General features: G+C 67.0%; 14 protein-coding genes. 6 read left to right on the plus strand and 8 right to left on the minus strand.

The window, feature by feature from the left end; genetic code table 11:
* Positions 1–7: 7 nt before the first annotated feature.
* From MNR00_RS14360 to MNR00_RS14380, 5 genes are all read right to left on the minus strand, one after another.
* Positions 8–4,279 carry a family 43 glycosylhydrolase gene (locus tag MNR00_RS14360; protein ID WP_241926593.1) on the minus strand — a complete coding sequence of 1,424 codons (4,272 nt, stop codon included), beginning with the start codon at positions 4,277–4,279 and terminating at the stop codon, positions 8–10.
* Positions 4,280–4,335: 56 nt separating this feature from the next.
* Positions 4,336–7,218: a glycoside hydrolase N-terminal domain-containing protein gene (locus MNR00_RS14365; protein WP_241926594.1), complete on the minus strand. Its 2,883-nt coding sequence runs from the start codon at positions 7,216–7,218 to the stop codon at positions 4,336–4,338.
* 270 nt (positions 7,219–7,488) lie between these two features.
* Positions 7,489–8,526 carry an ABC transporter permease gene (locus MNR00_RS14370; RefSeq protein WP_241926595.1) on the minus strand — a complete coding sequence of 346 codons (1,038 nt, stop codon included), beginning with the start codon at positions 8,524–8,526 and terminating at the stop codon, positions 7,489–7,491.
* A 26-nt stretch (positions 8,527–8,552) separates the two neighbouring features.
* Positions 8,553–10,052: a sugar ABC transporter ATP-binding protein gene (locus MNR00_RS14375; RefSeq protein WP_241926596.1), complete on the minus strand. Its 1,500-nt coding sequence runs from the start codon at positions 10,050–10,052 to the stop codon at positions 8,553–8,555.
* 76 nt (positions 10,053–10,128) lie between these two features.
* The gene (locus MNR00_RS14380) at positions 10,129–11,175 is read right to left on the minus strand and encodes a substrate-binding domain-containing protein (RefSeq protein ID WP_241926597.1); all 1,047 of its coding nucleotides are present in this window, start codon (positions 11,173–11,175) and stop codon (positions 10,129–10,131) included.
* Positions 11,176–11,357: 182 nt separating this feature from the next.
* On the opposite strand from MNR00_RS14380, the gene MNR00_RS14385 reads away from it, so the two are divergent.
* The 4 genes from MNR00_RS14385 to MNR00_RS14400 are packed head-to-tail and all read left to right on the plus strand — an operon-like array spanning position 11,358 to position 15,744.
* The gene (locus MNR00_RS14385) at positions 11,358–13,094 is read left to right on the plus strand and encodes an IlvD/Edd family dehydratase (RefSeq protein ID WP_241926598.1); all 1,737 of its coding nucleotides are present in this window, start codon (positions 11,358–11,360) and stop codon (positions 13,092–13,094) included.
* Between the two features lie 35 nt (positions 13,095–13,129).
* Positions 13,130–14,104 (plus strand): dihydrodipicolinate synthase family protein, encoded by a 975-nt coding sequence (locus tag MNR00_RS14390; RefSeq protein ID WP_241926599.1) that lies wholly within the window; start codon positions 13,130–13,132, stop codon positions 14,102–14,104.
* Between the two features lie 13 nt (positions 14,105–14,117).
* Entirely contained in the window at positions 14,118–14,852 is a 735-nt protein-coding gene (locus MNR00_RS14395) for a FadR/GntR family transcriptional regulator (protein ID WP_241926600.1), read from the plus strand.
* 13 nt (positions 14,853–14,865) lie between these two features.
* Complete coding sequence (locus MNR00_RS14400; protein ID WP_241926601.1) at positions 14,866–15,744, plus strand: hypothetical protein; 879 nt, start codon at positions 14,866–14,868, stop codon at positions 15,742–15,744.
* Here MNR00_RS14400 and MNR00_RS14405 read toward each other — a convergent pair.
* From MNR00_RS14405 to MNR00_RS14415, 3 genes are all read right to left on the minus strand, one after another.
* Positions 15,683–15,817, minus strand: coding sequence for a methionine/alanine import family NSS transporter small subunit (locus MNR00_RS14405; protein WP_241926602.1), 135 nt, complete (start codon positions 15,815–15,817; stop codon positions 15,683–15,685). The two genes, MNR00_RS14400 and MNR00_RS14405, sit on opposite strands and share 62 nt — an antisense overlap.
* A complete protein-coding gene (locus MNR00_RS14410; RefSeq protein WP_241926603.1) occupies positions 15,814–17,442 on the minus strand; it encodes a sodium-dependent transporter in 1,629 nt (542 codons plus the stop codon). The genes MNR00_RS14405 and MNR00_RS14410 overlap by 4 nt, the downstream gene beginning before the upstream one ends.
* 296 nt (positions 17,443–17,738) lie before the next feature.
* Positions 17,739–18,410 carry a GntR family transcriptional regulator gene (locus MNR00_RS14415; protein WP_241926604.1) on the minus strand — a complete coding sequence of 224 codons (672 nt, stop codon included), beginning with the start codon at positions 18,408–18,410 and terminating at the stop codon, positions 17,739–17,741.
* A 90-nt stretch (positions 18,411–18,500) separates the two neighbouring features.
* Between MNR00_RS14415 and MNR00_RS14420 the strand changes: the two genes are divergently transcribed.
* Together MNR00_RS14420 and MNR00_RS14425 are read left to right on the plus strand one after the other, a co-directional pair.
* Entirely contained in the window at positions 18,501–19,892 is a 1,392-nt protein-coding gene (locus tag MNR00_RS14420) for an Nramp family divalent metal transporter (protein ID WP_241926605.1), read from the plus strand.
* A 38-nt stretch (positions 19,893–19,930) separates the two neighbouring features.
* Entirely contained in the window at positions 19,931–20,971 is a 1,041-nt protein-coding gene (locus MNR00_RS14425; protein WP_241926606.1) for an L-idonate 5-dehydrogenase, read from the plus strand.
* The last annotated feature ends 7 nt before the right edge of the window (positions 20,972–20,978 follow it).

Below are 20,978 nucleotides of genomic sequence, written 5' to 3' on the forward strand. Positions count from 1 at the left end.
GGGAACATCAGTTGCATGTGTCACCCGTATAGGCGGCGTCCACGCTCTCCGTCACGGTCTCCCCGCCGATGACGGCCTGAAGCTGCGCGGTGATCATGCCGTCGACGACGGATGCCTTGCGTGTCGAGAACGCATGCGTGCCGTTGGCACCCGGATCGATCGACTCGAGCTTCTTGCTGCCCAGATCCGACTCGAAGGTCACCGAGACCGGGACGTCCCCGTCGTTGCGCAGCTGTGCCGCCACGGTGGCCTTGTCACGGACGCACTTCACCGTCGCCGTGAAGGTCACATCGATGGCCGGAGCCGGTGGCGTCACATCGTCTGCCGTCACGATCAGCCAGCTCAGCTGGACGTCGGTGCCTCGGGTGGGGCTGAGTGCGAAGTCGATGCGACCGTCTTCGCCGACCGCGACGTCCGCGTAGGTCGCGGTCTGGTTCTTCGCGTCGTAGTCGTGATCCGCCTCGACGACAGAGCCGTTCACCGTGACCTTCGCCCCGCGGTCGTCCCACTGCGCCCACGGGTCGTAGTAGCCGGCGTAGACCGTGTAGTCACCGGGCTCGAGTCCGTCGAAGCGGTAGGCGAGGTCAGCTCCCTCCTTGGCGTAGCGCAACGTGTGGAACATCGTGTTGCCCTCCGTCGCGACAGCATTCTTGTCTCCGAGGTAGCCCCAGGTCGCCTGCGTGTCAGCATCGGCACCGTACTTCTGATCGGGAATGCTGTTCAGCAGGGACGCCTGGTCCGATGCCACGTCGACGAGGGCCAGCCAGTCGGCGGTCTTCTGCCCGCCGGCGTTCACGGCGTAACGCACGTTCTCGGGAACGACGCTGATCGTGCGACTGAAGGTGCGCCCACCGAATTCCGGCATCGTCCCCGTCGCGACGACGGCACCAGGCACATCGAACGAGCCGCTGAACGTCCAGCTGACGGGTTGCGACATGCTCGTGCCGTTCTGCCGGACCGTGACGTTCGGCACGTCGAACTTCTCGCCGACCTTCACGCTGGCAGGTACGCCGGAGACGTCCCACGCCGACCACTTGTCGAGATCTCCGACAGTCCACTCGTCGTAGATCTCGATCGAGAGGCGGTCACCGCCCTCGCCGAGGTTGATCGGCAGCCAGACCAGCGGCGCATTGCGCAGCGCGTCATCCGATCCGCCGTTCCAGCGGTCACCCATGTAGATGTACTTGCCGGCTTCACGGTCGACGGGGATCACCGAACTGGGCTGCGTGTTCCACGAATTCGACTGCGCCCACCACGGGAACGGGTCGCCGTGCTCTGTCCAGTCGCCCAGAATGTCGGTGGCACTGGCGTACTTTGACGGGTTCGGCGACCAGCCCGTGGTCCCCGACGTGATGAGGAAGTACCGCTCGTCGTGCTTGAAGATCGCCGGCGACTCCCGCGACCAGCCCACGAAGATGCGGTTGTAGTCGACGCCCTCGACGGCCTCATCGGCCGGCGTGGCGAGGTCGGTGTACTCAGCATCCAACTTTGAGATGTACATCGTGGCGTTGTCTTCACTCGAGTAGATGATGTACCCGGTGCCGTCATCGTCGACGAAGAGGTTCATATCGCGAGCCATGCCAGGTACGCCCCATCCCTCGTCGGAATGATGCAGGTTGTAACTGTCGATGTAGCGGAACGGGCCGACCGGCGAGTCCGAGATCGCGACGCCGGCCTTCGCCTTGGCGTACTGGGCGCTCGAGCTCTCACTGGGTCCATCCATGTGGGCCCACATGACCCATTTGCCGGTCGCCTCGTTGTGGATCACCTTCGGCCGCTCGATGATGGGCGGAGTCACACCCGAGACGGGCACCGTTCCCAGATCGCGATACACGGCGTCCTTCTGCTGCTGCGTGTAGTCGCCGTACAGCGCATCGAAGTACGGTTCATCGAACTGCGCCTTCGAAGCGAGCGAGCGCAGTGCCAGCCCCTCGTCGGTCCAGTTGTACAGGTCGTACGAGCTGTACACGTGCACCCCCGGAGCGGAGTGGTAGCCGTTGGTGCGGTCCTCGCCGTAGAGGTAGTAGATCGTCTTGCCCTCATCGTCTGTTGAGGGCAAGACCTGCCCGCCGTGCGCCTGGATCACCTTGCCGTTGTCATCCAGCCAGGCGTCGCCCGGGTTGAAGCTCGTGTACGTCGGCCCGACCCTGGCGTCGGACGCCACGATCCGGAACTGCTGGTTCGCTCCGGCGTTCGAGGTCCACACGCCCACCTTCGCGCCGACCGACGTCGACTGGTCACTGACGTCGAGCACTCGGTCCCTGGCGGCGCTCAGCAGGCTGAACGTGCTCCCGTTCGTGGAGTTCATCATCCACTGCACGGACTCGTCATCGGCTGCCTCCTCCGGACTCACGGCGCGCAGAGTCGTCTTGTCGCCGTCCACGGCGAGCGCGCGGCCGTCTGCCAGCCGCAGCACGAACCGGTCGCGCGCGGTGCCGTCTCCCTCGGTGACTCTGGTGGCCGTCCACAGCTGCGTGGCATCGGCATCGGATGCCGCGGCATCTCCCAGCGCTGCGCCCGCGCTCGTTCCGGCGAGGGGCTTCGTACTCTGCGAACCGATGAGTCGGAACGTCTCTCCGTCACGGATGGCCGGTGCGTCCGCGGCTGCGCCACTGACGCCGGTGACGACGAACGTCGTGACCGAGCGCGCCGGGACGGTCAGCACGGCCGACTTGGTCACGGGGTCGACCTTCACGGAGGTGCCTGCGACCAGCGCGTCGGACGACGGGTCAGCAGCGGGGGACTCGGTCGTGACGACCGGCGTCACTGTGGCATCCGCTGCGATGTCTGCGAAGCGTGACAGGTCGACGCGCACAGTCCTGCCACTGTCGCCGTGGTTCGCGTGCACGAGCACCGCGCCGGTGCCGTCGGCCTTCACCGCGCTCGTCGTGCGGGAGTCGTTCGTCGGCACGATCCGATCGCCGGGCTCGATGTAGTGCGTGAAGTTGCGGATCGTGTCGAACTTCGTGTTGGTGAGCACCTTGCACGAGGGATCCGCGTCACCGTCGGCGATGCGGCGCTCCGAATCACCGTCGGCATTGCAGTCGAAGTCCACGAAGATCGATCCCCAGTTCTGGTTCTCCGTCTTCTGCATGTTGTAGAGGTCCTCGAGCGGCTGCCAGAGCACCCACGCCGACGGGTCGAGCTCGCGCAGGTCATCCGTGATGCGCTCGGCGACGCCGAGCCCGTTCGAGATCGATGCGGGGTTCCAGCCCCCACCCCAGTTGCCCTCGACCTCACTCATCCACAGCGGCTTGTCGGCGGACTTCGCCACGTCGCGTGCACGCAGACGGTCTCCGGTGCCGTAGGTGTGCACGTTCAGCTGGGCCACGGCCTGCTTGGCCTCAGCCGTCCAGCCCTCCCAGTCGGTGATGAACCGGCCGGGGTTGGTCTCGTCCGGCCCCGAGAGGGCCGCCTTCGTCGTCGTGCCGTCCTCGGCTAGCTCTGCGGCGAGTGCAGTCAGCACCTCGGCCTGACGCTGCGGTCCGACGTGCGCACCCTCTTGGCGACCGCCGGTCGGCTTGCCTGCACCGTCGAGCTCGGTGCCCCAGTAGTTCGTGTTGGGTTCGTTGAGCGGGTCGATCGTGTCGAACGAGATTCCGTGGTTGTCTTCCACACGCTCCACGACGGTCTTGAGGTAGGTGGCGAACTTGTCGATCGCCTCGGGCTTGATCTGCTCGGCGTTCGAGTCGAAGCCGCCCGAGGTGTAGCCGCTCTCGGTCATGAAGTAGGGCGGGGAGTTGCTGAACGCCTCCCACGTCGTGACCTGATCCTTGATCGCATCGACCCAGGCGAGCTGCGCGGCGTCGGCGGTGAAATCGTAGTCGGATGCTGTTTCGCCGGTCCATGATGCGAGGTAGCGATCGCGGTCGTCGTAGTTCGAGCTGATCGCGCCGGCATCATCGCTCAGCGGCGCCTCGGCATTCCACCAGCCGGGCACGGCGCCGCCGGGACGCAGGTAGTCGGCGACGCCGCTCGCGTTGCCGCCGCCGATGTTGTAGCGGGCGATGTTGAGGTTCAGGCCTTCATCGCCGAAGACCTTGTCGATCAGCGCGTTGCGCAGTTCATCGGGGTAGCCCCCGGTGGCATTCGCCATCCAGACCAGACTGGTGCCCCAGCCTTCGAAGGCCGGACCGGTGACGGCCGGATTGGGAGTGAGCACAGCGTCTGGCTCGGCGGCTGTGGCTGCCGTCGGTGCGACTTGCAGTGCGCCGGCGGCGATTATCGCGGCGGTGGCGCCCGTGATCCATCGGTTGGCACGCCATCGTGAAGAGATCATGATCTTTCCAATCGGGAGATGCGGATTCGGTTTGGGATGGGATGGTGAGGTCGACGTCACAGCGCCTCGATGCGCCACAGCTGGCTGGTGCTGGCGTCGTCGATGGTCTTCTGCACGAGCTTGGCGCCGTCGACGCTCGACCCGGCTTCGACGTCGAGGCAGAGACCGCTCGCGACGTTCACCAGACGGTGCGCTCCGTCGCCGCTGGGCTCCGCACGCCACCACTGGTTGGGGCTGAAGCCGTCGCTCCACTGATCGAGCCGCTTTCCGTCCACCATCGAGGTGGCGGGATTGTCGAGCACCTTCCCGCTGCCGACATTCGCCAGGCGGAAGGAGCCGTCATAGCCTGGCAGCAGGCGCCACTTCTGGTTTCCCGCGCCGGACCACGGCCACTGGATCACGGCGGCGCCGTCCCACCATGCGGCACCGTCGACGTCCATCACATCGCCGCTGTTGACGTTCACGAGGCGAGCGAGGGTGGGAAGCATCTCATAGGTGACGGTCACTCTGGTTCCGGCGCTCATGCTCAGCACGCTCGCGTGATCACCCAGTGGCGAGTCACTGACGGGTGCGCCGTCCACCGTCATGGTCACGATCCCGCGGCGGCAGATCACCGTGAGATCCTGCTCGATGTCAGATGCGAAGACCGCCGTGGCGCTGCGTGCGCGCAGATCCCACGAGAGCTTCTCGACGAGCACGCGGTTGCGTCCGCGCACCTTCTCGATGGATCCGTGCGTGAACTCGGTGGGCAGCGCCGGCAGCAGTTCGAGCAGTCCAGGGCGCGAGTAGACGAGCGCCTCAGCCAGGATGCCGGGGATCGCGTTGGCGGCATCGGCGTTGTAGAGGTGTCGGCCGGGGTTGTGCGACGTCATCATCGAGCGCCACACCATGTCGTTGCAGAGCACCTTGCGCAGATTCGCGCTGACTCCCACACCGTCTTTCAGACGGGCCGCGGCGAGCGCGCGATGCAGCGAACCGTGCGCCGACGTGTTCTCATCGCCGCGCTTGAGCAGCGCGTGACGCGAGGCGTGCACCAGGTCGGCGCGGTCCTCGGGGTTCACCTCGTGCAGCGGCCACGCACCGTACAGGTGCTGGACGTGTCGATGGTTGTACCGATCGTTCAGCCCTGGCCAGGACCACTCGGCGAGGTCGTGGCTGGAGTTCACGCGGTACTCGGGAAGCTCATCGAGCAGCGCAGACCAGCGTGCCACGCCCTCCCCGGCGCCCTGCTCCACTCCGAGGGTGTCTGCCGCTTCGATCGCCGACTGGAGAGCGTGCCTGCCTGCCATGATGTCGCCGGTGGCGTTGATCGAGAGCATCTGTCCGGTGTTCGATGGCGAGTTCTCCATCGAGAAGGACGGGACGAACACGCGCTTGCCGTCACTGTCGGTGCGCGTGAGGAAGTCCTCGTAGAACAGTGCGAGCTCCATCAGCACGGGGGCAAGACGCTCGCGGTAGAACGTCTGGTCGCCGGAGACCTGGACGTACTCGATCAGCGGATACAGCAGCCAGTCGGCGCCACCGGTCCAGCACTGGCCAGGGAAGCTGCCGCTGTTGAAATGCAGCATGTAACCGGACTCGCCGTCCGTCCGCGATGGCGCGAGGAAGCCGCGTGCACCGTAGATGTTGCGGGCGTTCACGCGCCAGTGCTCGAGCTGTCCGAAGATCAGGTTGAAGTAGCCCTCGATGGAGTCGCCATGATCGAGGATGTTGGCCCCCGCGATCTGAAGATTCACGTTCGCGTCGGTGGTGAAGTCGTCTGCCCACGCCGCATCCCAGCTGCCCGCCCACAGCGCCGTCAGACGCGGTGGGAGCACGCCGCTCGAGCTGGCGAAGAAGTACCGGCCGGAATCGAACATGCGCTCCAGCAGCGCCAGGTCGAGCGCACCTCGGTGGTCGTTCTGGCGGGCGATGAGCTGTCCCGCCGTCAGGGCGCGATCGGCCTCCGGCACCCCGAGTCGCACCCTCGACTGTCCGAAACGGGCCGCATGCTGCGGAGTGTGCTTGCGCAGCAGCGCGTCATAGTCGGGAAGAACCTCGCCGAGCGCCGAGTGCACAGGATTCGCATCCCAGCCGTTCGCGTCCTCATGGCGCGCGAGGCGCGTGAGAAGCGTGACCTTCGTCGCTTTCCGGATGACGAGCGCGTTGCCCTGAGCGCTGATCGAGGCGCCGGATCCGGCGATCACAGCGCGCGTGACGCCCTCGAAGCCGAACGCCCCCTTTCCTGCCTGGTACGTTCCCCGCAGACCGAGGTAGCCGTTGCGTCCGCTGGTCTTGGCTTCACGGACGTATCCGATGGTGTCCGGAGCGGCCTCCAGATCGGTGTCGATGTCGATCGTCGTGTCGATGCGCGCGCCGGCCGGAGCGCTCAGTTCGTGCACGATCACCTGGCTGGCTCGCGACACGAAAGCCCGGCGACGCCACACGCCTTCAGGCGTGCTCCACGTGTGCACCACCTCGCCGGTCTCGTAGTCCGTCGAACGGGCGTAGTCGCCCGCGCCGACCATCGCCGGAGTGTCGATCCGCAACTCGTACGCAGGGTGGAAACTCTGCGTCCAGTGCAATTCCCACCCGTCGGCGAAGGTCGAGGCAGCCCCCCAGTAGTCTCCGGACAGGGCACGGTCCTGCGCCGCACTGAGACGGTGGGATATGACAGGTGGTTGGAGCTCACGGGTGCCGTTGGGGCGCACGAAACGGTGGTGGTTCAGCACGACCCTCTCGAGTTCGGGCTTGCCGTGGAACACTGCACCCATTTCACCGTTCCCGGATACGAACCCGTCGGTCCAGTCGACAGCCGGAGTCGTGTCGACGACGCCGACTGCGGGCGCGCTGAGCCCCGAGACGGAAGCGCGCGCGGAGAATGCGGAGGCTGAGCCCGACGGCAGCATGACAGCACCGACTCCGACTGCTGTGGCGCCGAAGAATCCACGCCGACTCATCCTGAGGTTCTCGAAGAGGTTCACACTCACTCCATGTCTGTCCGTGGGACTCGCGGGATGATCACGTGCGCTTCGAGTCCCCATCGACCAGCGCATGCACGTCATGTGTTGACGTCAACTTCTGTGAACGTCAACATAACCCGCTCCGAGAGAGCGAGTCAAGGCCTGATCTGGGATATTTCTGAGCGCAGGGCACTCTCGGCCGGGCACGCCGAATCCACCGAGGCGACATGGTGCACCCCGGTGGATTCGGCTTTCAGGTGGCTCTGTTCAGCCTGGGATTCCGATCCGCCGCTCCCCCGAGCGCAGCTGCTGGATGACGACCGCCGCGACGAGCAGCACACCCTGTGCGACGTTCTGCCAGAACGAGTTCACGCCCAACAGGGTCATGCCGTTGGTCAGCACGCCGAGCAGGATGACCGCGAGGATGGCACCGGCGATCGTGCCCTTGCCGCCCTTGAGTGCGGCACCACCGAGCGCGGCAGCGGTGATGGCCTGCAGCTCAAGACCCTCAGAGCCCGAGATGGGCTGCCCTGACCCCGTGCGCGCGGTGATCAGGATGCCGGCGATCGCCGCCACGGCCCCCGTCACCATGTACACGCCGAGGATATAGCGGTTGATGTTGATGCCGGCCAGGCGCGAGGCGATGTTATTGCCGCCGACGGCGTAGATGTTGCGACCGATCGAGGTGTACCGCAACACGATGTGCGCCAGCAGCGCCACCACGATGAGCACCATGATCAGGGTCGGGATACCCCCGATGCCGCCGCGTGCGAGGAACACGAAGAATGGGTCGGCGCCGGTGTAACCCTGCGCACGCCCATCGGAGATCAGTTGGGCGATGCCCTTGAACGCGGCGAGGGTCGCGAGGGTGGCGATCACCGGGTTCACTCGGCCGAAGACGACGATCATGCCGTTGACGAGGCCGCACAGCACGCCGATCGCGATCGCCCCGATCACGCCGATCGCGGCGGAGCTGGTGGAGGTGAAGATCATCGCCGAGGTCACCGAGGTGAGCCCCGCGACGGAGCCGACCGAGATGTCCAGCGCACCCAGGATGATGACGAGGGTCTGCACCACGGCCAGCAGACCCATGATCGATATCGCCGTGCCGATGACCCGCAGGTTCGCCACCGTGAAGAACAGCGGGTTCTGCAACCCGATGATCAGCACCACCGCGATGATCGCGACGATGAGCGAGATGTTCTGTGCTCCGATGGCGGAGATGACTCGGCGCAGCGCCGACGGCCGCTTCTCGGCAGCCTGCGTCGGTTCGATCGACGGCGCCGCCTGTACGGTGCTGGTCACGTTGGTTTCCTTTCGCTGGATGATGCTCACGCGACGACCTCTTCGTCCATGGCGAGCGCCAGAATGTTCTCTTCGGTGGCTTCGGCGCGGGGCAGCTCGCCCGTGATCGTGCCGTGTGCCATCACATAGATGCGATCCGAGACGCCGAGCACTTCGGGCAGCTCGCTCGAGACCACGATGACCGCGACACCCTCGTGGGCGAGCTGGTCGATGATGCCGTAGATCTCGGACTTCGCACCGACGTCGATGCCTCGGGTCGGCTCGTCCAGCAGCAGCAGCTTCGGCTTCGCAGCCAGCCACCGGGCGAGCACGACCTTCTGCTGGTTGCCGCCCGAGAGGTTGCCGACCAGCTGCTCGCTGGACGGCGTGCGGATGCGCAGTCGATCGATGTACTCGTCGGCGAGCGCGCGTTCGGCACGGTCCCGGACGAAGATCCAGCGCGACAGCGACTTGAGCACCACCAGGGCGGTGTTGTCGCGGACGGAGCGCTGCAGCAGCAGCGCTTCGGCCTTGCGTTCCTCGGGTGCGAAGCCGACGCCGGCGCGGATGCTGTCACCTGGCTGCCTGATGCGGCGGACCTCGCCTGCGATGCGGATCTCACCTGCGGTGATGGCGTAGTCGCCGGCGATGGTCTTCATCAGCTCACTGCGCCCTGCACCGACCAGACCCGCGATGCCGACGACCTCTCCGGCGCGCACCTTCAGGTCGATGCCGTCGACGAACTGGTTCTTCACGCCACTCAGTTCGAGCACGACGTCTCCCAGCGGTGCCGGCACCCGGTGGAAGAACTGGCTCAGGTCGCGACCGACCATCATGCGCACCAGCTCGTCGTGATCGGTCTCGTCGACGCGCTTGGTGCCGACGTAACCGCCGTCACGCAGCACGGTGATGCGATCGGCGAGCTGGAAGATCTCGCCCATGCGGTGCGAGACGTACGCGATCGCGACGCCGTCGGCCTTCAGGCGCCGGATCATCGCGAACAGCAGATGCACTTCCTCGTCACCCAGCGACGAGGTCGGCTCGTCGAAGCAGATGATCTTCGGTCGCGCGATCACTGCGCGCATGATCTCGACGATCTGACGCTGTGCGGGTGAGAGGTCGTTGCCGATCGTCTCGGGACGGATGACGCGGTCGAAGCCCCAGCGGCGAAGCTCCTCCTCGGCGCGGGCGAGCAGTTCGCGTCTCTTGTAGGGCAGCGCCCCCAGAGCGCCGACGTAGATGTTCTCCGCGACCGACACCCAGGGCACGATCTCGGGTTCCTGTGCGATCACGCGCAGGCCGGCGCTGTGCGAATCGGCGGGGTCGGAGAAATGGACGGGTTCGCCGTCGATGGCGAGCTCGCCCTCGTCGGGGCGGTAGTCGCCGTTGAGGATCTTCAGGAGCGTGGACTTGCCCGCCCCGTTCTCGCCCATCAGGGCGGTGACCTCTCCAGCATGCAGTGTGAGCTCGACGCCACGCAGTGCGCGCACCGGGCCGAAGTTCTTGGTGATGCCGCTCGCGCTCAGCGCGACGGTTTCGTCGGACATGTCCGCTCTCCTCATCATCGGGAAGGATGGGAACGCTCGGGTGGGCACGCTGCGCATGCCCACCCGAGCGACGGGATCAGGTGCAGACGACGCCTGCGGTCTCCCAATTGGTGGAGTTGACGATCTCGGTGTTCGCGATCGACTTGGCGGGAAGGTCGACGCCGTTGCGGATCTTGTCGACCATCGAGTTCACGGCGGTCTTGCCGACCTCGACGCCCGAGATGAACAGGGCCGCCTTGTTGCCCGTCTCCTGTCCTGCTGCCCAGTCCTTGCAGGTCAGGTACGCGCCGAGGCCGACGCCGGCGATGTCTGCCGGGGCGACGCCGCTGTTCTGCAGGGCGGTGACGATGCCGGTCTCGTTCTCGTCGTTGCAGCCCCAGACGATCCAGTGCTTCACGCCGGCGTTCGCGGTGATGATCGCACCGGCCTTGTCCTGAGCGTCGGTCGCGGAGTTGTCGGTGCCCACGGTGATGACCTCGGGACCATCCGGCACCGCCTTCGAGAACGAGTCGACTGCGCCGTCGACGCGCTGCGTGCAGACCGAGAGGTCCTCCTTCAGACCGGAGAGGATGCGGGTGTCAGCGGCAGCCCAGCCCGCCTCCTTGTAGAGTCGCGCGGCCTCTTCACCCACCTTGTTGCCCATCGACGTCCCGTCGAAGCCCGCGAACGGCGCCTCGACGCCAGCACTGTCCTTGATCGTGTCATCGGCCGCCATGATCGGGATGCCGGCGTCCTTCGCCAGCTGCAGCACCTGCGGGCCGATCTGCTGGTCGGGCACCACGATGATGATGCCGTCAACGCCCTGGGCGATCGCAGATTCCACCTCGGAGATGGCCTTGTTCGAGTCGGTGCCGAGGTCGACCACATTGACGGTGACGTCACCGGCCTCGTCAGCGGCCTGCTTGCCTCCATCGGCCTCATCGATGAAGTACTGCTGGTCACCCTGCTTCTGCAGGAACGCGATCGTGATGGGGCCGTCCTTCGGACCGGCAGCAGGGCCGTCGTCCCCGGCCGGTTCCTCCATGCCGGACGAACAGGCGCTGAGTGCGACCAGTGCGATCGCGGCGACACCGGCAGTGGCGATGTGACGCCAGCGTCCTCGGGCTGTGTGCTGATGCTTCATTGCATTCCTTCTCTTCATCGAGGCCCTCCACGAGTGAGGGCATGCCGTGCGCAAAGCGCTGAACATATAATATGCATAATCAACTTCTATGCAAACCTCGGAAATGCCCATGTGTCAACGTCGACATATCCGATGTGTCTACGTTGACATACGTTGCGGAATAAGGAAAGAGGAACATCTCCATGAGTGCGCGGAATATCGGATCCACCGGCCGCCGGTCCAGCGAATGGCTGGGTGACGGCGGCAAGGCCGGCTTCATCGCGCGCCATCATCTGCGGCAGGAAGGGCTGGCTTCCCGCCAGCTCGACGGTCGGCCGGTGATCGGCATCGCCAACACCTGGTCAGAGCTGACCCCCTGCAACGCGCACCTGCGCACGCTGGCCGACTCGGTGCGACGGGGCATCCAGACCGCCGGCGGGCTCGCGCTCGAGTTCCCCGTGCTCTCGATCGGAGAGCCGTTCATGCGCCCGTCGTCGATGCTCTACCGCAACATGATGGCGATGGAGCTCGAAGAGCTCTGCCGCGCCAACCCGCTGGATGCCGTCGTCGTCCTCACCGGCTGCGACAAGACCACACCGGCCGCGCTGATGGCGCTCGCCAGCGTCGACATCCCCTCGATCATCCTCACCGGCGGCCCGATGCTGAACGGCCGATTCCGCGGCCGGGTGGTCGGCAGCGGCACTGACATCTGGCGCATGACAGAGGCGCTGCGCGCCGGCGAGATCGACGCGGCCGAGTTCACCGAATTCGAGAGCTGCCTGAACCGCTCGGCCGGTCACTGCATGACGATGGGCACGGCATCCACCATGGCGAGCCTGACCGAGGCACTCGGGATGCAGCTGCCTGGCGCCGCCGCGCTGCCCGCCGTCGACTCGCGCCGAGCAGTGCTCGCCGAGGACACCGGAGTGCGGGCCGTCGAGCTCGCCGAGGAGGGCCTGCGTCCGTCGGCGATCATGACGCGCGAGGCGGTCGAGAACGCCCTCGTGGTGTCGGCTGCGTGCGGCGGCTCGACCAACGCCGTGCTGCACATGCTGGCGATCGCCGGCAGACTCGGCGTTCCGCTCACCCTCGACGACATCGATGAGGTCAGCCGGCGCGTGCCGCTGCTGGTCGACCTGATGCCGAGCGGCCGCTTTCTGATGGAGGAGTTCGCATACGCCGGCGGCGTGCCCGCCCTGATGCGCGAGTTGGGCGACCTGCTGCACACCGAGGCGATCACCGTCACCGGCCGCCCTCTGGCAGAGAGCATCGCTGCGGCGCGCAACGATGGTCCCGAGGTCATCCGCCCCCTGCGCAACCCGGTGCAGCCAGCGGGCTCCGGCACCGCAGTACTGCGCGGCAACTTGGCCCCCGACGGCGCCGTCATCAAGGTGAGCGCCGCCGACCCCGCCCTGCTCTCGCACACCGGTCCGGCGCTGGTGTTCGACTCGGTCGCCGAGTATCACGCGGTGGCGGACGACCCCGACCTCGACGTCACCGCCGACACCGTGCTGATCGTGCGCAACTGCGGGCCGAAGGGGTACCCCGGCATGCCTGAGGTCGGCAACCTTCCGCTGCCGCGCAAGCTGCTCGAGCAGGGCGTGCGTGATCTGGTGCGGATCTCGGATGCCAGGATGAGCGGCACGGCGTACGGCGCCTGCGTTCTGCACGTCGCGCCCGAATCCGCCGCCGGCGGGCCGCTCGGCCTGGTGCGCACCGGCGACCTGGTGCGCCTGGACGTACCGGGGCGGCGCCTTGACATGCTCGTCCCCGACGATGAGCTCGCCACCCGCGAGGCCGAGACGACGCCGACCCTGCCGCCAGCCGAGCGCGGGTGGACGAGGCTGCACATCGAGCACGTGCTGCAGGCCGACCGTGGTGTCGACCTCGACTTCCTGGTCGGCTCCAGCGGCGATGCGCCCGCCGGAACCCCTTTCTGACAGCATCCGATCCGCCCTCCCCTCGAAGGAGAATCATGACCACTCCCGCTCCTCACAGCGCCATCCGCGTGCACAGCGCCGTCCGAGTGCGCGGCGTCTGCCCTGTCGTCGAGACGCCGTTCACCGCCGACGACGAGGTCGACTTCGATGCGTTCCGCTCCCTGGCCCGCCACTTGGCGGCCACCGGCGTGCGCAGCGTGATGTTCCCCGGTTTCGCGAGTGAGTTCTACAAGCTCACCGATGCCGAGCGCGATCAGCTGACGGTGATCCTCATCGACGAGATGCATGCCGCCGGAGACGTCATCGTCGTGGCATCCGTCCCCGACCACTCCACCCGCGTGGCCGTCGATCGCGCACGCCGCGCCGTGGAGCTCGGCGCGGACATGATCAACATCCTGCCGCCGCACGCGCACGGTCCGAGCGTCGCCGCAGTGCGTGCGCATGTCAGCGCGGTGCTCGAGGCCATCGCGCCGGTACCCGCGATCCTGCAGTACGCGCCGGCGCAGACCGGCACGGCGCTCGACGCCGACATCATCGCGCGCATGGCGGCCGAGAATTCGAACCTCGTGCAGGTGAAGGTCGAGTCCGCTCCCCCCGGCCGGCTGATCAGCGCGCTGCGCGAGGCCGCGCCGCAGCTGTCGTGCGTGGTCGGTCACGCCGGTGTGCAGTTCATCGACGCGCTGCGCCGCGGCGCGGTCGGCGTGCAGCCGGGCTGCTCCTTTCCCGAGCTGTACCTGCGCGTGTGGTCACTGTGGCAGGAGGGTGAGTCGGATGCTGCCGCGCGCCTGCACACGCGGATGATCCCGTACCTGTCGTACTGGATGCAATCGGTCGAGCTGATCATCGCGGCTGAGAAGGAGATCTCACGCCGGCGCGGTCTGATCCCGACAGCCGCCTGCCGCGCGCCGGCCAGGGCGCTGGATGCCGAAGAGCTGAGCATGATCGATCGCTTCTCCGAGGAGTTCGCGGCGGAGTTGAGCGGCGCTGCGCCGCCGACGACGCCGCTGTGAAATCATCGAGACTGTGCTGAACTCTCCCGCAGGCGCTGCCCGCCGTCGCTCCACACCGCGGGGCCTGCACGGCGAGGTTCTCACCGTGCTCGGGCGGCGGATCGTCAGGGGCGAGCTCGCAGAGGGCGCAGCCATCGACGTCGAGCAGGTCATGGCCGAGTTCGGCGTCAGCCGCACGGTCGTGCGGGAGGCGCTGCGCGTACTGGCTGCCAAGGGGCTGGTCGGCGCGCGTCCCCGGGTCGGCACCTACGTCGCCGAACGCAGCGGGTGGCTGCTGCTCGACACCGACATCATGCAGTGGCGCACCGACGGCGAACCCGATCCCCGCCTCGTTCGCGAGCTGGACCAGGTACGAGGAATGATCGAACCGGCGGCGGCCGCGGCAGCTGCTTCGCACTGTTCACCTGAGGATGCCGACAAGCTGCGTCAGGCGTTCGAGCGCCTCTTGGCAACCGATGCCGCCGATCATGAGGCGCACGTCACCGCCGACCTCGACTTCCACCTCGCCATCCTCGCGATCAGCGGCAACGAGCTGCTCACGCACTTCGAGGTCGTGCTCGAACCGGCGATGCGCGCCAGGCACACGCTGGCTTTCGAGTCCGGCGTCTCACCGCACTTCGTCGGACTGCATCGCGCCGTGTTCGACGCGATCATCGCCCGCGATCCTGAGGGCGCCCGCACCGCGATGGTCAGGCTGATCGCGCAGGCCACCGAGCAGATCGCCGAGATCCTCGACGGCGACGCCTGATGCGGCTGCGCGCATGACCGTCATCCTTCGGGCATCCGACGGCGCGTTGCAGGTCGTGATCGAGCCGGAGCAGGGCGGTCGGATCACGTCGATTCGCGGCACCGGCCGCGAATGGCTGGCTCCAGCATCTCCCCGCGATCCGGCGACCGGATTCAGCGACGCCGGCAGCGGCGGCTGGGACGAGGTCGCGCCGACCGTCGCCGCGTGCCGGCTGCCATCCGGGCGCGAACTGCCGGATCACGGGGACATCTGGCGGTTGCCGTGGTCGGTGCTCGACTCCGGCATCGAGCACTGCACGATGTCCGTCGCGCTCACGAGCCTGCCGCTCACGCTGACCCGGACGATCGTCGTCGCGCCCGACCGGGTGCGACTGAAGTACTCCACCGAATCCAGCGGCGCCGAGGCCAGCGGCGCCGAGTCCAGCGACAGTGGCGTGCCTCTGCTGTGGTCAGCGCACCCGCTGTTCGCAGCTCACCCTGGCACGCGCATCGAGACCGATGCCACCATGATCACCGAGGACTTCCCGCGCGCCGGGCTGTCTGTCGAGTGGGCGGGGGCACTCGCGATCGACGACGTGAGCGGCGCGCAGAAGTGGTTCGCGTCGGATGCCAGTGTCGCTCGCATCCGCCATGCCGACGGCAGCCTGTTGGAGATGACCTGGTCGTCGGCGACGCTCCCCCGGCTCGGGCTGTTCTGGGACACCGGCGTGTTCGAGCCGCATCCGGTCGTGGCCCTCGAGCCCACGACCGGCCGCCGCGACGATGCCTCGGCGATCATCGACGAGCTCCCCCGGGTGGGTCCGAGGCAAGCACTGCAGTGGTGGGTCGAGCTCAGAGTTCGACGGGCGGAGCAGGCTCCGCCTCTGCCACCTCGGGGTGACGGGCGAGGTTGATGATCGCGGCGATGAGGCCTCCCCAGACGGTGACCATCGCGATGATCATCATGATGACGGCGGCAGTGGTCATGCGCGTGCTCCGTTCTGCGTGGAGTCCGGCAGCCGCACGGCACCGGTCTCAGTGTCGGGTTGGTAGTTCTCCTCGACCAGGAACTCGTCGTATTCGGGGTCGTTCTTGGCGTGCGAGCGCCGGCTCCACGGCAACAGCGAGAGCAGCATCCCGACGATGATCAATCCGATCGCCATGCCCCACCCGAAGATCCCGAGGAACCAGACCGGGTAGTCGCCGCCGCCGTACGGCGTGTTGATCTTCGTGATGATCTCGCTGATCAGCAGGTACCCGAGCACGAGCGGCGCGAGGGCGCCGACGAGCAGCATCCAGATCCAGCCGATCTTGAAGCTGGAGCGGCGGTTGAGGTGCTCGCGCAGCACCGGCAGCTTGTGCAGGATCCACGCGACGACGATGACGGCGACGAACGCGACGGCCATGATCCCGAAGGCGTTGACGAAGGCATCCGTCGTATCGAGCACCGCCAGCGCCGTCGTCGTCGAGAACAGCGCGATGGAAATGGCCGCGATCGGGATGGCCACCATGAGCGTGGTGCGGACCCGACCCCAGCCGAGCTTGTCCTGCAGCGCGGCGACGATCACCTCGAGCACCGAGATCAGCGAGGTGATGCCGGCGAACACCAGCGCACCGAAGAAGAGCACGCCGATGATCGAGCCGCCGGTGGCCTGCGAGACGATGGTCGGGAAGGCGATGAACGCGAGGCCGATACCCGAAGTCGCCACACCGGACACATCGGTTCCCGCCGCCTGCGCCATGAAGCCGAGGGCTGCGAACACGCCGAGCCCTGCGAGGATCTCGAAGCCCGAGTTGGCGAACGCGACGACCAGCCCGGATCCGGTGAGGTCGGTCTTGCGCTTGAGGTACGACGAGTACGTCACCATGATGCCGAACGCCACCGACAGCGAGAAGAAGATGTGCCCGTACGCCGATGCCCATACGCCCGGATCGGCGAGCGCCGCCCAGTTCGGCGTGAAGAAGGCGTTCAGCCCGTCCATCGCACCGGGCAGGAACAGCGCCTGCACGACGAGGGCCGCGAACATCACCGTGAGCAGAGGCATGAGCACGACGTTCGCGCGGCCGATGCCGCGCTTGACGCCCAGGCCCATGATCACGATGACGACCACCCAGACCAGCACCAGAGGGATGCCCACCTGAGGCACGAACTGCGTCGAGACGCCGACCTCGGCGACGTTCCCCATCTGCAGGAACTCCTCGAAGAAGAAGGACTGCTCGTTGCCGGCGCCCCAACTCAGCTGCGCCGAGAACCAGGTGTACATGGCCGCCCACGCGATGATCACCGCGTAGTACGTGGCGATCACGACGCAGATCAGCACCTGCCACCAACCCAGCGGCTCGGCCGCGCGGTGCAGGCGGCGGAAGGCGAGCGGGGCCGATCCGCGGAAGCGGTGCCCGATCGCGTAGTCGAAGAACAGCAGCGGGATGCCGGCGGTCAGCAGCGCGCACAGGTACGGGATCAGGAACGCTCCACCACCGCCCTCGTACGCGACGTACGGAAAGCGCCAGATGTTGCCGAGGCCCACGGCAGAACCGATGGCCGAGAGGATGAAGACGTTGCGAGAGCCGAAAGCCTCGCGCCGTGGTGCTTGCGTCGTTGCGTTCGCCATGCGGCCGAGACTACCTGAGCCTTCCCGCGGATGTCAGTGCACCGCCGCGGCGTGCAGGAGCGTGGATGCCAGTCGCGAGCGCGCGCTCAGCGACTGGCTTCAGTGACCGACTTCAGTGGCCGGCGCAGCGCTGGTCGGCGGGAACGCCGGCGAGCGCCTGTTCGATGTGCTCGCCGCAGCCTTGCCACGTCGTCTTGCCGCAGGTCTCGCAGGTCACCGGTGCGCACATGGTTCAAAGGTCCTCTCGGATGGTTTCGTCCATCGTACTATACCCCCAGGGGTATCAAGCTGTGCGGTCACGCCTCCGGCGTGAACAGCTCGGGCATCCGCTCTCTGACCCGATCGATGTCCGAGAAGACCGCCCGCACATGCCGCCGCAGAGCGTCGAGCGCGTGCTCCCGGTCGCCCGACAGCACAGCATCCAGGATCTCGGCGTGCTCGGCGATGTACATCACCGGGGTGACCTCGGCAAGGCCGAGCCGGCGGGCGCGATCGAGGTGGGCGCGCTCCGAGGCGATCGCATCCCAGGCGCTCTCGCGGCCGCTGAGCGCCAGCAGTCCACGATGGAACTCCTCATCCAGCGCGACGAATGCCGCGACATCATCCTCGGTGCCCTGCTGGCTGGCGACATTGGCCTTCAACCGCTCGGCGACCTGCGCGTCGAGCGGGTAGTCCACCTGCTGCAGACTCGTGGTCTCGACGGCCTCGCGGATGAACTGGGCGTCGGCCACGCGGCGCGGATCCACCCGCGCCACGAAAGTGCCGACCTGCGGAAGGACCTCGACGAAGCCCTCCTGGCGCAGCATGATCAGGCACTCCCGGATCGGCGTGCGACTCACCCCGTGATCGGCAGTGAGCTCACTCTCGCGGAGCACGGCCCCAGGCGCGAGGTCGAGGTCGATGATGCGCTGCCGCAGCGCCGCATGCAGCGCGGCTCGACTCGCCGGACGGGATGGGTGGGGAAGCACGATATCCAATCTATGCCACCGCTCAACAAACCCCTGGACTTTCCGATCCAGTGCTTATATATTAGTACATCAATGACGAAAGGCGTAGAGATGTCATCGACGACAGCCCCCGCACAGCCGCACGACCCGTACATCCTGAACGTGGCCGACATCAAGGAGCCACCCCGCGGCTGGAAGGCGAGCCTGAAGTACTTCGGGCCGGGATTCCTCACCAGCGCCGCTGTCGTCGGCTCCGGCGAGCTGATCACCGCCACGGCGCTCGGCGCAACCGCCGGCTTCGTGCTGCTGTGGATCGTGCTGGTCTCCACGCTCGTGAAGGTCGCCATCCAGGTCGAGATCGCGCGCTGGTCGATCTCCACCGGACGCCCCTCGATGGAGGGGTACAACGACGTCCCGCCGAAGCTGTTCGGCCGTGGATGGATCTCGTACATCGGCCTGCTGATGTTCCTGCAGATCATCATCGGACAGGGTGGTGTCATCGGCGGTGCGGCTCTCGCGATGAGCATGCTCATCCCCGTGGGCGGCGACCCGTTCTCGCTGCTGTCGATCGGCATCTGGCTCGCCATCCTGATCGCCATCGCGATCGCCATCCAGATCACGAACAAGTACTCCCTGATCGAGGGTCTCGCCACCGTGATGGTGTCGATCGTCACCCTGCTGGTGATCATCATGGTGTTCGGCGTGCAGTTCACGCCGTTCGCCTGGACCGCGTCCGACCTGGGTTCGGGCCTGCTCTTCCAGATCCCGATCGGCACCATGGGCGTCGCCCTGGCGATGTTCGGCATGACCGGTGTCGGCGCCGGCGAGATCACTGCCTACTCGTACTGGTGCGTCGAGAAGGGCTACGCCCGCTTCACCGGCCCCAACGATGGCTCGGACGCGTGGGTCGCCCGCGCTCGCGGATGGATGTCGGTCATGAAGAAGGACGCGATGCTGTCGTGGTTCATCTACACGATCTCCACCATCGCGTTCTACATCCTCGGCGCCTCGGTGCTGCACCCGCAGGGCCTGATCCCGTCGGGCACCGACATGTTCGACGTGCTGGCGCGCATGTTCACCGACACGCTCGGCGAGTGGACAGGGTGGATCTTCCTGCTCGGCGTCGCGCTCACCCTGTTCAAGACCGCGATGGCCAACATCCCGGGCTTCGCCCGCCAGGTCGCCAACACCCTCGCGATCTTCGGAGCCTTCGACTGGCGCGACGTCGCCCGCCGGGGCATCTGGCTGAAGGTGCTGATGGTGGTGCTGCCGATCGTCTGGGGCATCTTCTTCCTGTTCATCAAGTCGCCGTTCACGATGATCGTGATCGCCGGCATCGGCAACGCGATCTTCCTGATGGCCATCGTCGTGGCCACCTGGTACCTGCGTGCGAAGCAGATCGACGAGCGCGTGGCAGACGGCAAGTGGTTCACCGTGTGGCTGGCCCTGTCGTCCGTGTCGGTGTTCGCCGTGGGCGCGCTGGCCCTGATCGACCTGTTCTGAAGACGCTGAGATCTGAAGACGCTGAAAGAGGAATGCACATGAGAGCCGTCGTCGTCCACGCCGCGAACGATCTGCGCGTCACCGAAGTGGCATCCCCGGATGCCGGGACCGATGGCATCCTCATTCAGATGGCCTACGGCGGCATCTGCGGCAGCGACCTGGCGTACTGGAAGCACGGCGCCTCTGGCACCGCGATCCTGCGCGACCCGCTCATCCTCGGCCACGAGGTGTCTGGCACGGTCGCCGGGATCGGCACCGATGTCGCGGCGGATGCTGAAGCCGCCGGCATCCGGATCGGCGCGCCTGTCACGGTGCACCCGGCCACGCGCGTGGGCGAGCCCGCCGCATGGCCGGGGGCCACCGAGCGGCCGAACCTGTGGCCGGTCGTGCGCTACTTCGGCTCCGCCGCGGTGAGTCCGCACGAGGACGGCGGCTTCTCGAACCTGCGGCGCGTGCGACTCGATCAGGTGCGGCTGCTGCCGGCCGGGGTCACGCTGCGCGACGGGGCCATCGTCGAACCGCTTTCGGTCGCCCTGCACGCCATCTCCCGCGCCGGAGATGTGCGCGGACGATCGGTGCTGGTCAACGGCTGCGGTCCGATCGGCTCGCTGGTGATCGCCGCCCTGCGACATGCAGGCGCGGGGCGGGTGATCGGCGCGGATGTCTCGGCCCACGCTCTCGCCGTCGCAACAGCCGGCGGCGCCGACGAAGTCGTGAACGTCGGCGCAGGCGAACCGCTGCCGCAGAACGTCGACGTCAGCATCGAGGCTTCCGGTGTCGGCGCCGCCCTCGGCGGCGTGATCGGCGCGACCAGGCCCGGCGGCGTGATCGTGCAGGCTGGCAACCTGCGCGCCGGCACGATCGAGGCCAGCATCGCCGGGATCGTCACGAAGGAGATCGACTACCGCGGCAGCTATCGCTTCGTCGACGAGATGGACACCGCGATCCGCATGCTGGCCGACGGTCTGGACGTGTCGCCGGTGATCTCGCACGAGTTCGCGATGGCGGATGCCGAAGAGGCATTCCGCACGGCGACCACGCCTCAGGCGTCCAAGGTGCTGCTGCGCCTGGACGCCTGAAGCGCGA

It is taken from the genome of Microbacterium sp. H1-D42 (genome assembly GCF_022637555.1).
In the GTDB taxonomy this organism is placed as follows: domain Bacteria; phylum Actinomycetota; class Actinomycetes; order Actinomycetales; family Microbacteriaceae; genus Microbacterium.